The sequence below is a fragment of the Pseudomonas beijingensis genome (genome assembly GCF_030687295.1).
Taxonomy (GTDB): Bacteria; Pseudomonadota; Gammaproteobacteria; order Pseudomonadales; family Pseudomonadaceae; genus Aquipseudomonas; species Aquipseudomonas beijingensis.
On sequence record NZ_CP117425.1, the window covers coordinates 952204 to 966250 of the forward strand.

Below are 14047 nucleotides of genomic sequence, written 5' to 3' on the forward strand. Positions count from 1 at the left end.
TCTGGAGATACCGACATGAGCTCTCGTACGCTTCCCCTGATAGGCGTTTCCCTGGTAATGGGCCTTGGTGCCGCATGGATGGCTGACGCTTGGCTAAGCGCACGACTCAACGCGTCCCCCGATGATCATCTGCGAAGCGTGGTGGTCGCGACGGTGGAAATTCCCTTCGGGCAAATGGTCGAGGCCCAACAAGTCACCACCGTGCGCATGCCCATGGACACGATCCCGGACGATGCCTTCGATGCCAGCGAACAGGCCGTGGGCAAGATCGCCACCTTCGACATCCTGCGCGGCGACATCGTGCGGGGCGCGCGTCTGAGTGAGCACTTGGGCGGCAGCACCCTGGCTTCGCTGATCGCACCGGACAAACGCGCCATTTCGGTCCGCGTGGATGATGTGGTCGGCGTGGGTGGCTTCCTCTTGCCGGGCAACCGGGTCGATGTACTGGCGACCAAGACCACCAGCGCCGGCAGCAACAGCGCCACGTCCCGGACCATCCTGGAAAACCTGCGGGTGCTGGCGGTGGACCAGACCGCGGGTACCGACAAGACCCAGCCGGTGGTGGTGCGGGCCGTGACCCTGGAAATGTCGGTCACCGAAGCGGAAGCGCTGGTCACTGCGCAGACCGAAGGCAAGCTGCAATTGGCCTTGCGCAACCCGTTGAACCTGGAGAAAAAGCCCGTGGCCGTTGCGCCGCCAGCCCCTGCGCCGGTCATGGCCATGGCGGTCGCCCCGGTACCAAAACCTGTGGTGTTGCGCAGTGCCAAGCCGCAAGGCGGGGCGATCACGCTGATCCGCGGAGTTGAAAGCAGCGTGATCAATGTCCGCTGAATAGCCCCCCCATGCCAGGCCCTTGTGAGCCGTGGCGATACCGATCCTCAAACGTTGTAGATGAGGGCTCGATGATGAATGCCAATATCCGGCGCCAGGGAGGGGCGGTGAGTGTACTGATGGTGATCGCGCTGGTGGCGATTTCCATGATGGCGGCCTTGGCCCTGGATGGCGGGCACATGCTGCTGAACAAGACGCGCCTGCAGAATGCGGTGGACGCCGCGGCCTTGGGCGGCGCCAAGACCCTGAGCCAGGTGAGCGGTGGCATCAACATGGCCAGCACGACCCGCGCCGCGGCCCTGGACACGCTCAACAGAAATGCCAACGCCTTGGGCAATACCGAGCTGGCCACCGCGGTCGCCGGCAACCCGGGCGCGTTTGCCGTAGTGGAGCTGTCCAGCAGCGTCTACGGCCCGTTCTCCTATCCCGGGCCTACCGATGCCAAATACGTGCGGGTGTCGGTGGCCAGCTATCAGTTGAACGGGTTTTTCTGGAGTTTCGTGCAAACCATGGGCAGCGCCGGCTTGGGTAACAAGCGCGTGGCGGCGATCGCCACGGCGGGCCCCAGCCCCACCTCGCCTTGTGACCTGGCGCCGTTGATGGTTTGTGGCGACCCCACTCAATACAACCCGGCCGCCGGCAACTTCTGGGGGTATCAGTTTGGTGACCTGGAAGTCTTGAAAACGGCGGCGGGGAACACATCGCCCATCGGCCCCGGCAACTTCCAACTGCTGGACTTCGGCTCAGGCGGCAGTGCGGTCCGGGAGGACCTGGCCGGCGGTGGCTCGGTCTGCCGCAGTGTCGGCGACAACGTCCAGACGGCGCCAGGTAACAAAGCCGGCCCGACCTCCCAGGGCTTGAACACGCGCTTTGGTATCTACAACGGCCCGGTCAGTTCTTCGGACTATCCACCGGACCTGGTCACGGCTTCGGGTACCCCGGCGATCACCTACAACGATGCGCTTTCCCAGGCGCAATACAAAGGCCAAACCGTGACGTCGAGCAACGGCGATCTCTCGGCGGGCGGCGAGGCGATACAGGACTACAACGACTGGCGGGCCAGCGTCGCCGCCTGTGTGGCGGGAGGCGCCAGTGGTTGTGAAAGCAACGGGGTTTTCGAACGCCGGATGCTGAAGATCGTGATTGGCGATTGCGCCGGGAAACTGAGCGGTTCGACGTCGATTCCGGTCTTGGGGTTCGGCTGTTATTTCGTCCTGCAGCCGGTGAACGGTGGTGGTTCGGAGTCCATCATCTTTGGTCAGTTCGTCCAGGAGTGCGAGGGCGACAACGTCCCCGGCCCCACGCCGTCCACCGATTCCGGCCCGCAGATCATCCAGCTCTACAAAACCTATCTCAACGGCAGCGGCACTCCGAGCACCGACTCGTAGGAGGCGTCATGGGACTTTCTCATTTCAAACCCGCGCAAGCCCAGCAAGGCGTGGCGCTGGTGGAATTCACCCTGGTGCTGCCATTGCTGCTGTTGTTGCTGCTGGCCTTCGGCGAGTTCGGTCGCATGCTCTACCAGTACAACGTGCTGCTGCAGGCCAGTCGCGATGCTGGGCGCTTCGTCGCCAGCCAGGCGTGGAACACCACCCTTGGCTCCGTCGCCTTGGGCAGCACGCTCATGACCCAGACAAAAAACGTTGCGGTGTATGGCGTGCCCAGCGCGACGGGAGCCGCCGTAGTGTCAGGCTTGACCACGGCGAATGTGCAGGTCGCCGCCGAGGGCATCGATCATGTGCGCGTCACCATTACCTACACCTTCTGCCCGGTGATTGGCGCGGGTAACTGCGCGGGTTCGATCCCTGGGTTTTTCGGCAGTGCCATTCCACTGGGCATCCCGTTGGTCGCGACCACTGTCATGAGGGCGCTGTGATGAATCACAAACACATGCGCGGCACTTACATCGTGGAGTTCTCCTTCGTCGGCTTGCTGGTGTTCATCCTGCTGTTCGGCGTGGTGGAAATGGGACGGTTGTATTTCACGGTCAATGCGCTGGATGAAGCGGCGCGCCGTGGCGTGCGGCTGGCGGCGGTGTGCAATGTCAGCGATCCGGTGGTGTTGCGCCGGGCTATCTTCAACGCCGCGACGGACACCGGCACCAGTCAATTGATCAGCAACCTGGCGACGTCTAACCTGGCGCTGACCTACCTGGACGTCAATGGCGCCGTGGTGGCGAACCCTACCGACACGTCCGGTGCCTCCGGGTTTCGTGCTATCCGCTATGTCCGGCTGAGCGTGCAGAACTTCGTCTTCAACCTGTTCATTCCCGGCTTGGGCGTGCCCATTACCTTGCCCACGTTCAGGGCAACCTTGCCACGCGAAAGCCTTGGGCGTCATTCCGATTCCGGGGAGATCACACCATGCTGAATACCAGGGAACACCCGCTTTCGACCACCACTGGCAGAGCCGGGCTGCGGATACTGATCAGCAGCCGCGATGCCACGTCCCTGCGTGACCTGCAATGCGTCTGCCAACGCATGCCTGGCCTTGAGGTCAGCACGCGCCTGGTCAGCAACGGCCATGTCGATCCGCTCTACGGCCTGGACCGCATGCCCGACCTATTGCTGTTGCGCGTCAGCCATCTGTGGCGCGAAGAGCTGTCGGCGTTGTTGCAACGTCCGGCCCATGAACGTCCGCCGATGCTGGTGTGCGGTCCCTTGGGCGAGCAGGAGGGCATGCGCCTGGCGATGCAGGCCGGTGCCCGGGATGTGTTGCCCGAACCCATCGCCGATACGGAATTGGTGGCGGCGCTCAATCGCCTGGTGACGGAAGTCCGCCTCGGCAACGGCAACGAAGGGAAGCTGATCGCGGTGATCAGCGCCAAGGGTGGCTCCGGCGCAACCCTGGTGGCGTGCAACCTGGCCCAGCAACTCAGCGCCCGGGCAGGCAATACGCTGTTGCTGGACATGGACCTGCAATTTGGCAGCGTGACCCACTACCTGGACGTGGCGCAGTCCCACAGTCATCTGGAAGTGCTGCAGCAGATCGATGAGATGGACAGTGTCGCGTTGCGGGGTTTTTGCAGCCACTTCAGCCCGACCCTGCACGTCCTCGGAGGCCGGGCTGGCGAGTTGTGCCTGCCCCAGGACGCCCAGCCCGAACAGCTCGACGCCCTGTTGCAACTGGCCCGCGCCAGTTATGACTGGGTGGTGGTGGACCTGCCGCGGCAGATCGATCACCTCACCGGCTCCGTGCTGGAACAGGTGGATCGGGTGTATGTGGTGGTGCAGCAGAGCGTCAGCCACCTGCGCGATGCCAGCGCCCTGGTGCGGATCCTTCGCGAAGACCTGGGCGTGCGTGGGGAGCAGTTGCAGATCCTGATCAACCGCTATGACAAAAACGCCGCCGTCAGCCTCAAGGACATCGGTGAGGCCCTGCGTTGCGCGAACCTGTCGAAATTGCCCAATGACTTCAACCTGGTCAGCCAGAGTCAGAACACTGGCGTGCCGTTGGGGCTGCATGCGCCGAAGGCGGCCATTACCACCGCCCTGCGCGATTTGACCGAAGACCTGGTCGGTCACCAGATGGCCACGGACAAGGGCTTGCTTAAACGTGCCTTCAACCGTTTTTTCGGGGGATGACCCATGATCAGCGACTTTCGTAACCGCTTGCGCAAACAGCCCGCCAAACCTGGCGCCGCAGCGGGCGCCCAGCCCGGCGACGGTTTGCCGGACCCCACGGACGCATTGATGGCCTGGGAGCAGGCCATCCCCGACGTGCTGTATGAAACCCGCAGCCAGGTCACCCCGGTGGAGGCCGAATGGCGGGAAAAGATCTACCAGCAACTGCTCAAGGTCATGGACCTGTCATTGCTCGATGCCCTTGAACCGGTCGAGGCCGCGCGGCAGATACGCGATATCTGCCAGCGCCTGCTCGAGGAGCACTCGGCACCGGTGAGTACCGCCAGTCGGCAGTTGATCATCAAGCAGATCACCGACGAAGTGCTCGGCCTCGGGCCGCTGGAACCGCTGTTGGCCGACCACAGCGTGTCCGACATCCTGGTCAACGGATTTGCCTCGGTCTACGTCGAGCGCTTCGGCAAGCTGCAACGCACCGACGTGCGTTTTCGCGACGACCAGCATTTGCTGAACATCATCGACCGCATCGTCTCCAGCCTGGGACGCCGTATCGACGAGTCTTCGCCGCTGGTGGATGCCCGGCTCAAGGACGGTTCGCGGGTCAACGCGATCATTCCACCGCTGGCCATCGACGGTCCGAGCATGTCGATCCGGCGCTTCGCCGTGGACCTGCTCAACACCGACAGCCTGATCCAGGTCGGCACCATTGACCCCGGCCATTGCCTTGTTGCTCAAGGCCATTGTTCGCGGGCGCCTGAACGTGCTGATCTCCGGCGGGACCGGCAGCGGCAAGACCACCATGCTCAACGTGCTGTCCAGTTTCATCCCCCACAACGAGCGCATCGTCACCATCGAGGATTCGGCCGAGCTGCAACTGCAACAGCCCCACGTGGTGCGCCTGGAAACCCGGCCGTCGAACATCGAGGGGCGCGGCGAGGTGAGCCAGCGGGAACTGGTGCGCAACAGCCTGCGCATGCGCCCGGACCGCATTGTCATCGGTGAGGTGCGCGGTGCCGAGGCGATGGACATGCTCACCGCGATGAACACCGGCCACGACGGTTCGCTGACCACCATTCACGCCAACACCGCACGGGATGCGCTGGGGCGAATCGAGAATATGGTGTCGATGACCGGGGCGACGTTTCCGATCAAGGCCATGCGTCAACAAATTGCCTCGGCCATCGATGTGGTGATCCAACTGGAGCGTCAAGAAGACGGCAAGCGACGCGTGGTGAGCATGCAAGAGATCAACGGGATGGAGGGGGAGGTCATCACCATGACCGAAATTTTCTCCTTCGTGCGCCAGGGCATCGGCGAGCACGGCGAGGTGCTTGGCGAATATCGGCCCAGTGGCATGATCCCGGCTTTCCGCGATGTGCTGGCCAAGCGCGGCATCGAGTTGCCGCTGACCTTGTTTCGCCCTGAGTGGATGGAGGGCCGCACGTCATGAGCAATATCCCCAGTGAGTTCATCCTGATTTTCCTCGGCATGGTGTTTATCGCCGTGTTCCTGCTGTCCCAGGGCGTGGTGGTGCCGGTGTTCGGCGAAGCCGGCAAGATGCGCAAGCGTATTCGCGGGCGCCTGCATGTGCTGGAGAAGGCCAACCACCTGCCCAACATGCAGACCGTGTTGCGACAGAAGTACCTGACGCGCCTGTCCCCCTTGGAAGCCCGTCTGGAACAACTGCCGTTCATGGCCAACCTGACGCAACTGATCGAGCAGGCCGGGCATGAATACCGGGCTTATCGGGTGATGCTGCTTGGCCTGATCCTGGGGGCGGCGGCGGGTGTCTTGGTGCTGATGGTCTCGCCGCTCTGGTGGATGGCGCTGCTGGCGGCCTTTGCAGTGACCTGGTTGCCGGTACTGAAAATCCTGCGTGACCGCAACAAGCGTTTCGCCGCGTTCGAGGAAGGTTTGCCGGATGCGCTGGACGCCATGTGCCGAGCCTTGCGCGCCGGGCACCCGTTCAATGAAACCTTGCGGCTGGTCGCCGAGGAGCACAAGGGACCGGTCGCCCAGGAGTTCGGCATGACCTTTTCCGACATCAACTACGGCAACGACGTGCGCCGGGCCATGCTCGGGCTGCTGGAGCGGATGCCGAGCATGACGGTGATGATGCTGGTGACGTCGATCCTCATCCATCGCGAGACTGGCGGCAATTTGACCGAAGTGCTGGAGCGTCTGAGCCGCTTGATTCGCGGGCGTTTCCGGTTCCAGCGCAAGATCAAGACGCTGTCGGCGGAAGGGCGGATGTCGGCGTGGGTGCTGGTGGCGATCCCGTTCGTGCTGGCGATCGCCATCGTGCTCACCAGCCCCAGCTACATGCCGGTGCTGATCAATGACCCCATAGGGCACAAGCTGATCATCGGCGCGTTCTGCGCCATGTTGATCGGGATTTTCTGGATAAGAAAGATCATCCGGATCCAGGTTTAAGCGCTGTTGCGCCGCGAGGTTTCAGTCATGGACTTTTTACTCGGATTGTTGAGTCGGTTGACCGGCAACGAAGAGTTGGCACGCCTGTTGTTCATCGGCGCGATTGGCCTCAGTACAGTGCTGGCGGCCGTCGCGCTCCTGCTATTGATGCTGGGCCTGCAGGATCCGGTGCAGCGGCGCCTGGCGCTGATCAAGCGCGGTTATGGCGGCAACACCGCAGGGCAGGAGGCGCCCGGTAACCTGCAGCTCTTGTTGGAACGGGTCGGCCAGCGCTTTGCTTCCACCGACCAGGCCCACACGTCGGCCACCCAGACCTTGCTGACCCACGCCGGTTACCGTTCAGCCTCGGCGGTGCAGATGTATTGGGCCGTGCGCCTGATGCTGCCGCTGTTGCTGGTTGGCGTTGCGTTGTTGCTGCTGCCGATGGTCAAGGTTTCATTGGCTATCGGCTTGCTGACGGTGGCCCTTATCGCGGGCATCGGCTGGCTGCTGCCGGCGATCTACGTCGGCAAACGCAAGCAGGCCCGCCAAGGCCGGCTGCGCGCCGCGTTCCCGGATGCGCTGGATCTGATGGTGGTCTGCGTCGAGTCGGGCCTGGCCCTGCCCACGACGATTGAACGGGTGGCTGAAGAGATGTCGGTCAGTCAGGTGGAATTGGCCGAGGAGCTGGCGTTGGTCAATGCGCAGATCCGGGCGGGCATCACCAGTACCGAGGCGCTCAAGCAACTGGCCGTGCGCACCGGGCTGGAGGATATCCAGGGCCTGGTCAGCCTGCTGGCGCAAAGTATCCGTTTCGGCACCAGCGTGGCCGATACCTTGCGGATCTATGCCGATGAGTTTCGCGACCGACGGACCCAGGCGGCGGAAGAAATGGGGGCCAAGATTGGCACCAAGTTGATCTTTCCGCTGATTTTCTGCCTGTGGCCGAGCTTCTTTCTTGTCGCCATTGGCCCGGCCATGATTGGTGTGTTCAGGGCTTTCGGGAATATGTAGGACACACGGTATCTATTGTGGGAGCGAGCTTGCTCGCGATAGCGGTTCGACAGTCAATGAAGGTGCTGACTGGGAGACCGCCATCGCGAGCAAGCTCGCTCCCACAGGTTTTCCGGCGCCCACCTACTGATCACTCCAGCCAACACACCGCTCTGTGGCGAGGGAGCTTGCTCCCGCTGGGCTGCGCAGCAGCCCTGCTTTTGCGGCGGCTCTGCACCACTGTGGGAGCGAGCTTGCTCGCGATGGCGGTTCGACAGTCAATGAAGGTGCTGACTGGGAGACCGCCATCGCGAGCAAGCTCGCTCCCACAGGTTTTCCGGCGCCCACCTACTGATCACTCCAGCCAACACACCGCTCTGTGGCGAGGGAGCTTGCTCCCGCTGGGCTGCGCAGCAGCCCCGGCTTTTTGCGGCGGCTCTGCACCACTGTGGGAGCGAGCTTGCTCGCGATAGCGGTTCGACAGTCAATGAAGGTGCTGACTGGGAGACCGCCATCGCGAGCAAGCTCGCTCCCACAGGTTTTCCGGCGCCCACCTACTGATCACTCCAGCCAACACACCGCTCTGTGGCGAGGGAGCTTGCTCCCGCTGGGCTGCGCAGCAGCCCTGCTTTTGCGGCGGCTCTGCACCACTGTGGGAGCGAGCTTGCTCGCGATAGCGGTTCGACAGTCAATGAAGGTGCTGACTGGGAGATCGCCATCGCGAGCAAGCTCGCTCCCACAGGTTTTCCGGCGCCCACCTACTGATCACTCCAGCCAACACACCGCTCTGTGGCGAGGGAGCTTGCTCCCGCTGGGCTGCGCAGCAGCCCTGCTTTTTGCGGCGGCTCTGTACCACTGTGGGAGCGAGCTTGCTCGCGATAGCGGTGGGTCAGTCAATGAAGGTGCTGACTGGGAGACCGCCATCGCGAGCAAGCTCGCTCCCACAGGTTCACGCCTGTGATCTGCCGATCGTTCAAGCCAAAAGACCGCAGCCTCCGGGAGCATCTACATCGGATCGAATGTAGGCACTGCCGAAGGCTGCGATCTTTCCTTTCCCACGTATTTCATTTGCTGCTGGTGATCTCTCCTGCCGAGTCCTGGTCAAAGAACTCCGGGATCGGATAGTTGAAGCTGTTGAGCCAACGCTGCATCGCCATCTCGCGCTCGGCGGCCGAGGCGGTTTGCAGGTTGGTGGAGGCCACCACGCCACGAATCTGCAGTTGCATCCAACCCTCGGTGCCTTGCTGTGCGGCTGAGGAGGGTCCTGGTTCAATGGCCCAGGCGGCGGTGGACAGGCTCACCATGCACACGATCATCAAATGTTTGCTCATCATTTCTTGAACTCCTCGTAACGCTCTACTGGACCGCGCCGGTTGAAGCATCGACGACCTCGGTCAGGCGGTTGGCGGGTGATGTCACTGCCTGAGGTGCCGCGCCCCTGATTCTTTCCGCACGGGCCTGGGCATCTGCCACTTGCTGGGGGCTGAGCTTGGCCATGTTCGCGAGCTCGGCGGCCTGCTTCCAGTTGTCCTGGTAAATCAGCAAGGTCACCATGTTGAACGCGGCCAGCGTGTCGGACTGCTGGAGCTCCATGGCGGTCATGAACTCGAAGCGGGCCTCTGAAATGCGCCGTTGATTGAGGTAGACAACCCCCAGGTCATTGCGGATCTTGCCTTCGGTCGGGGCCATTTTCGCGGCGTGTTCGAGGTATTGCGTCGCCGCCGCATTGTCATTCCTGGCGGCCGCCAACTGACCCAGGCCATGTTCACCATCAGCGGCCAGACAAGTCCCCTGCAGGCTTTTGTACAACGGTTCGGCCTCGTTTCGGCCCATCAGGCGCAGCACCCGAGCCTTGCGCAGGCGGACCTGGACCAAGTCCTCGGGCAAGCGTTCGAGGTTCGCCAGGCTGGCATATAAACGACCTTCGTTGGCCATGTCTTCCGCCATGTTCAAGGCCAGTTCCTGGTCGGCTCCGGGCTTGGCGCAATCGGCCGTACGTGAAGCCACCACGCCGCTGCTGGCACAACCGGCAAGCATCAAGGTCGCCGTTAATGCGATCACTGTTTTCATGGAATACCCCTTGGCGAACCGTTGGACGTCGCACGCCTTGCACACCAGGCGCCGGCTCATTGGGAAAGCCCGCTGCGGTTGTCAAACTCGCCATGTTCGAGGAAGTACATGCGGTAGAAATTCGGGTCGTAGTTGCGCAATTGCTCACCCGGCAAGCTCGGCAGTTGCGCGTCGGCCGCCAACGGTTGGACCAGGTGCGGCGTGACGATCATCAGCAGCTCGCGCTCTTCGCGGTTGATGGCGTTGTCCCGAAAGAACGCGCCGAGAATCGGCACGTCGCCCAGCCCTGGAAACTTGTTCACCTGGGAGCTGTTGCGGGTGCTGATCAGGCCGCTGATGACAAAACTTTCGCCATCGGCCAGGGCGATGCTGGTATCGGTACGGCGCACGGTGAGTGCCGGCACCAGTGTCCCGGCGATATTCACCGCGTTGGTGAAATCCAGCTCACTGACTTCCGGCGCTACCTTCAAGGCGATGCGATTCTTGCCGATGACGGTGGGGGTCAGGGTCAGGCGGATGCCGAATTCCTTGTACTCGATGGACACGTTGTCGCTGCCGGCACTGGGCACCGGGATCGGTACTTCGCCACCGGCCAGGAAGCTCGCGCTCTGCCCGCTGAGGGCCACCAGGCTTGGCCGTGCCAGGGTATAGGCAAAACCGCTGCCTTCCAGGGCGTTGATCATCAACAGGGTCTTACCGGTAGCGAAAGACAAGTTGAACATGTCGTTATTGACCGGCAATGAAGGCCGGACAACACCGCCGATGGTGGGCATGGTCCTCGGCGAGCCGAACAGGAAATTGCCACGGCTGCCGAAAATCGAGGTCGAGGCTTCCTTGAGCTTGGTCCGGCTGACTTCAACGAAACGGATGTCGGTCTGTACCTGGGCGAGCAGCATCGGGTCTTCGGAAGGTATGTTCGCAGCGCCCGTCAGCGCCTCAGTGGCCCGGCCTTTGACAAAGACCATGCTCTGGCGCGGTATTTTCGAACAATCGGTCCAGACCATCAGGCTCGTGGCGCCGGGCGCCAGACCCGTGAGGATAAAGGCATCGCTGCCACTGGGTTGCACATCGGCAATTTTCGGGTCGCCGACGGCCAACTTCGTCACGGGGGCGAGGATGCGCAGTTCGCTCTGGAGCCCTTGGCCGACCTCGAAGGTCGCCGGCAAATTGTCCAGTTGCGAACAGTTTGCCGCTGCGGCCTGAGCCGCATCCAGGCCAAGGCCCATCCAGAACAGGCCATGAATGAAATGTTTTAAAACGGGTGCGGTGCGCTGGGTCATGAAGTGATCCTCAATAGAGAGGCCTTCCCTAGGCTTGCCAGATGCCTCGGATCACTTAAGAGGCCCGGGCTGCCCCTTTCCATCTCGCCAGATCATTTGATCAATGCCGGCTTCAGGCCTCGTCGCTACTAGCAAACGGGCGCATTACACCGACCCGACTGAACGACAGGCAGCTTGCGAACAACCTTTCTGGGCCCCGGGATCTCCGGGAATTGTCGAGGGCTGTGACGGTATCGATCAGGTCGCTTGAGGCACCTTTTACCGGCTCCGTCCTCGCTTCTGTTTCACGTTAGTCCAAACATGGCAAAGCGCCACGCCTCAGGACAAAAAAATGACTAAAAGCTGACAGGTGGGAAAAAACGATCAGGGGCGCGTCAATAATCCGTCTTTTCTTGCGATTGTTCGCTGACGAATTACATGGAAAGACACGGAACATTTTGATTTATGGGACGCGGAACACCGCCAATCGAGGTTTTCGACGGCAAGGATCTTGGGCCGATCCATTCAGTCGGCCTGCGAACCGCGATCCAGGCAGCAGGCGGGTGTCAGTCCACATGGTAGTGAACCGACAACGTTCCTTTCTTCTGTGAAAGCGAGGCGATGGTGACGGCACCCAGATCCTGCAGCCGACGTACATGGGTGCCGCCGCAGCCATAGGCCGTCAGCTCACCGAAGCCGACTTCCCGGCTGCCTTGGCTAAGTGTAACCAGGCGAGGCAGGTCCTCGGCGATCCAGGCATCGATGCCTTGCTGGATGATCGATGTGTCCAGCTCCTGGGGATGTTCCCCAGGTTGGAACTGCACGCGGCTTTCGCCGGGCCAGTGGTGGGCCTTGATCGGTTTCCAGCCACGGCTTTCAGCAAAATGGCCGATCAGGTGCCCCGCCGAGTGCAGGCGTGAGTTCAGCAACCGCCGCTGCTCATCCACGCGGATCGTGGCCATGCCCGGGGCTACGGGGCGGTCGACGTAATGAATGATCTGTTGCCCGTCCTGAAGGACGCGCAGTACCTGGCTGTCGTCGATCCATCCGATGTCGCAGGGCTGACCGCCGCCCTGGGGATGGAACAGGGTGGCGCGCAGCACCACGGCGAATTCGTTTTCCTGGGGGCTGCAGTCCAGGACTTCCACGTTGGCCTTCAGGTCATCGCTATGGAAAAAGAGGCGAAGCGTCATGGTCCATACCCGCATCAGAAATTGTGACGGGATTATAGGTAGCGCGTAAAAGGGTGATAATCCGTTCAAATCTCAAAGGACTGTTGCGTCATGAGCACAAATCTTCCGTTGCCGTTGCTCGCCGAAATGGCCGTCTTCGTCAAGGTCGTGGAGACCGGTAGCTTTTCCGAGGCGGCTCGCCAGTCAGGCTCATCGCCGTCGGCCATCAGCCGCAGCATTTCTCGCCTGGAGAAAGCCCTGGCGACCCGATTGTTGCAGCGCACCACCCGCAAGTTGCGTTTGAGCGATGGCGGCGAAGAGGTGTTCAAGCGCTGCCAGGAGATGGTCGCCGCCGCTCGGTCGGTGATGGAAATCAGCGGCCAGTTCACCCAGGAGGCTGAAGGGCGCATCCGCGTCAGCGTGCCCAAGGCGGTGGGGCGTTTCGTGATTCATCCGCACATGCCTGAATTTTTGCGTCGTTATCCGAAGGTCGATGTGGAGTTGTTCCTGGAGGATCGGCAGGTCGACCTGATCGATGATCACGTCGACCTGGCCATCCGGATTACCGATCAACCATCAGCCGGGCTGGTGGGGCGTCAGTTGTTGACCATTGACCACCTGCTCTGCGCCACGCCGCAATACCTGGCAGAGCATGGCGTTCCCACGCATCCCCACGACTTGCTGGAGCACAGTTGCATTTACCTGGGAGAAACGCCCAATGACGCACGTTGGAAATTCAAGAAAGGCAGCAAGACGGTCACCGTAGGTGTGCGCGGACGTTATGCGGCGAATCACACAGGTGTGCGGTTGGGGGCGGTGTTGCAGCACATCGGCATCGGCAGCCTGCCGTATTTCACCGCCCGTCATGCCTTGGAGCAGGGGTTGATCGTGCAGGTGTTGGCCGACTGGACGTTCCAGGCTTCCTACCACGGTGGCTTGTGGTTGCTGCATTCACCGACGCGCTACCTGCCGCCCAAGCTGCGGGTGTTCATCGATTATCTGGTGGAATGCCTGGCGAAGGAGCCGACCTTGTACAAGGTGGGGGGAGGGGGGCGATCCAGCAAGGACGCGGTGCACTATGAGTTGCCGGAGAGTGATGGGTTGTTCTGACGGGCGCCATCGCGAGCAAGCTCGCTCCCACACTGGGCCGATGGTGAGTACACATTCTATATTCACTGCAGGTCTCCTGTGGGAGCGAGCTTGCTCGCGATGAGGCCCGCCCAGGCAACACACTTCGACAAGACCAAAAAAAGGCCCGCCGGGTTAACCGTGCGGGCCTTTGCATGACGGATCGCAATCAGTGCTTGCTGTCCTGGTCCGACATCGCCAGCAGTTGCTTTTCCTGGTTCCAGTCGAAAGGCTCGTCGTTCTGCTCGGCTTCGAAACGACGTTCTTCCAGGGCCTGGTACAGGGCGATTTCTTCGTCAGGCATGTAGTGCAGGCAGTCACCGGCGAAGTACCAGAGCAGGTCGCGAGGCACCAGGTGGGCGATTTGTGGATAACGGACGATCACTTGGCACAGGAGGTCCTGGCCCAGGTATTGGCTTTCGATCGGGTCGACGGGCAATTGTGCGCGCAACTCGTCAAAGCGCTCCAGGAATAACGCGTGGCTTTCTTCGGGCACCTGTTCGGCTTCACCCACGGCGACCAGGATGCTGCGCAAGTGGTCAAGCAAGACAAGGTGATCGGCAACGATGTTGGACACGAGATAAGTCCTCAAGAGCAAAAC

The 14047-nt window shown here is 61.8% G+C and carries 13 protein-coding genes and 1 pseudogene; 9 read left to right on the forward strand and 5 right to left on the reverse strand.

The window, feature by feature from the left end; all coding sequences use genetic code 11:
* Nucleotides 1-15: 15 nt before the first annotated feature.
* From cpaB to PSH84_RS04480, 8 genes and pseudogenes are all read left to right on the forward strand, one after another.
* Nucleotides 16-831, forward strand: coding sequence for a Flp pilus assembly protein CpaB (gene cpaB, locus PSH84_RS04445; RefSeq protein WP_305482338.1), 816 nt, complete (start codon nucleotides 16-18; stop codon nucleotides 829-831).
* Between the two features lie 71 nt (nucleotides 832-902).
* A complete protein-coding gene (locus PSH84_RS04450) occupies nucleotides 903-2219 on the forward strand; it encodes a TadE/TadG family type IV pilus assembly protein (protein WP_305482339.1) in 1317 nt (438 codons plus the stop codon).
* A gap of 8 nt (nucleotides 2220-2227) precedes the next feature.
* Entirely contained in the window at nucleotides 2228-2707 is a 480-nt protein-coding gene (locus tag PSH84_RS04455; RefSeq protein ID WP_305482340.1) for a TadE/TadG family type IV pilus assembly protein, read from the forward strand.
* Nucleotides 2707-3201 carry a TadE/TadG family type IV pilus assembly protein gene (locus tag PSH84_RS04460; RefSeq protein WP_305482341.1) on the forward strand — a complete coding sequence of 165 codons (495 nt, stop codon included), beginning with the start codon at nucleotides 2707-2709 and terminating at the stop codon, nucleotides 3199-3201. Before PSH84_RS04455 ends, PSH84_RS04460 begins: the two co-directional genes overlap by 1 nt.
* Entirely contained in the window at nucleotides 3195-4415 is a 1221-nt protein-coding gene (locus PSH84_RS04465) for an AAA family ATPase (protein WP_122565918.1), read from the forward strand. The genes PSH84_RS04460 and PSH84_RS04465 overlap by 7 nt, the downstream gene beginning before the upstream one ends.
* Before the next feature lie 3 nt (nucleotides 4416-4418).
* Nucleotides 4419-5862 (forward strand): annotated as a pseudogene (locus PSH84_RS04470) (TadA family conjugal transfer-associated ATPase).
* Nucleotides 5859-6845, forward strand: a complete 987-nt coding sequence (locus PSH84_RS04475; protein WP_305467898.1) for a type II secretion system F family protein — start codon at nucleotides 5859-5861, stop codon at nucleotides 6843-6845. Before PSH84_RS04470 ends, PSH84_RS04475 begins: the two are co-directional and overlap by 4 nt.
* A 27-nt stretch (nucleotides 6846-6872) precedes the next feature.
* Entirely contained in the window at nucleotides 6873-7838 is a 966-nt protein-coding gene (locus PSH84_RS04480) for a type II secretion system F family protein (protein WP_305467897.1), read from the forward strand.
* 1043 nt (nucleotides 7839-8881) lie between these two features.
* On the opposite strand, the gene PSH84_RS04485 is transcribed toward PSH84_RS04480, so the two are convergent.
* The 4 genes from PSH84_RS04485 to PSH84_RS04500 all read right to left on the reverse strand — a co-directional run bounded on the left by PSH84_RS04485 (nucleotide 8882) and on the right by PSH84_RS04500 (nucleotide 12339).
* Nucleotides 8882-9151 carry a DUF3613 domain-containing protein gene (locus tag PSH84_RS04485; protein ID WP_122565911.1) on the reverse strand — a complete coding sequence of 90 codons (270 nt, stop codon included), beginning with the start codon at nucleotides 9149-9151 and terminating at the stop codon, nucleotides 8882-8884.
* 22 nt (nucleotides 9152-9173) lie between these two features.
* Nucleotides 9174-9887, reverse strand: a complete 714-nt coding sequence (locus tag PSH84_RS04490) for a tetratricopeptide repeat protein (RefSeq protein WP_305467896.1) — start codon at nucleotides 9885-9887, stop codon at nucleotides 9174-9176.
* Between the two features lie 56 nt (nucleotides 9888-9943).
* Entirely contained in the window at nucleotides 9944-11167 is a 1224-nt protein-coding gene (locus PSH84_RS04495; RefSeq protein WP_305467895.1) for a type II and III secretion system protein family protein, read from the reverse strand.
* Nucleotides 11168-11712: 545 nt separating this feature from the next.
* Nucleotides 11713-12339 (reverse strand): alanyl-tRNA editing protein, encoded by a 627-nt coding sequence (locus PSH84_RS04500; RefSeq protein ID WP_305482342.1) that lies wholly within the window; start codon nucleotides 12337-12339, stop codon nucleotides 11713-11715.
* Nucleotides 12340-12429: 90 nt separating this feature from the next.
* Here PSH84_RS04500 and PSH84_RS04505 point away from each other — a divergent pair, with 90 nt between their 5' ends.
* The gene (locus tag PSH84_RS04505; RefSeq protein ID WP_305482343.1) at nucleotides 12430-13428 is read left to right on the forward strand and encodes a LysR family transcriptional regulator; all 999 of its coding nucleotides are present in this window, start codon (nucleotides 12430-12432) and stop codon (nucleotides 13426-13428) included.
* Nucleotides 13429-13615: 187 nt separating this feature from the next.
* Here PSH84_RS04505 and PSH84_RS04510 read toward each other — a convergent pair whose 3' ends face one another.
* Complete coding sequence (locus tag PSH84_RS04510) at nucleotides 13616-14023, reverse strand: PA2817 family protein (RefSeq protein WP_003179340.1); 408 nt, start codon at nucleotides 14021-14023, stop codon at nucleotides 13616-13618.
* Between the last annotated feature and the right edge of the window lie 24 nt (nucleotides 14024-14047).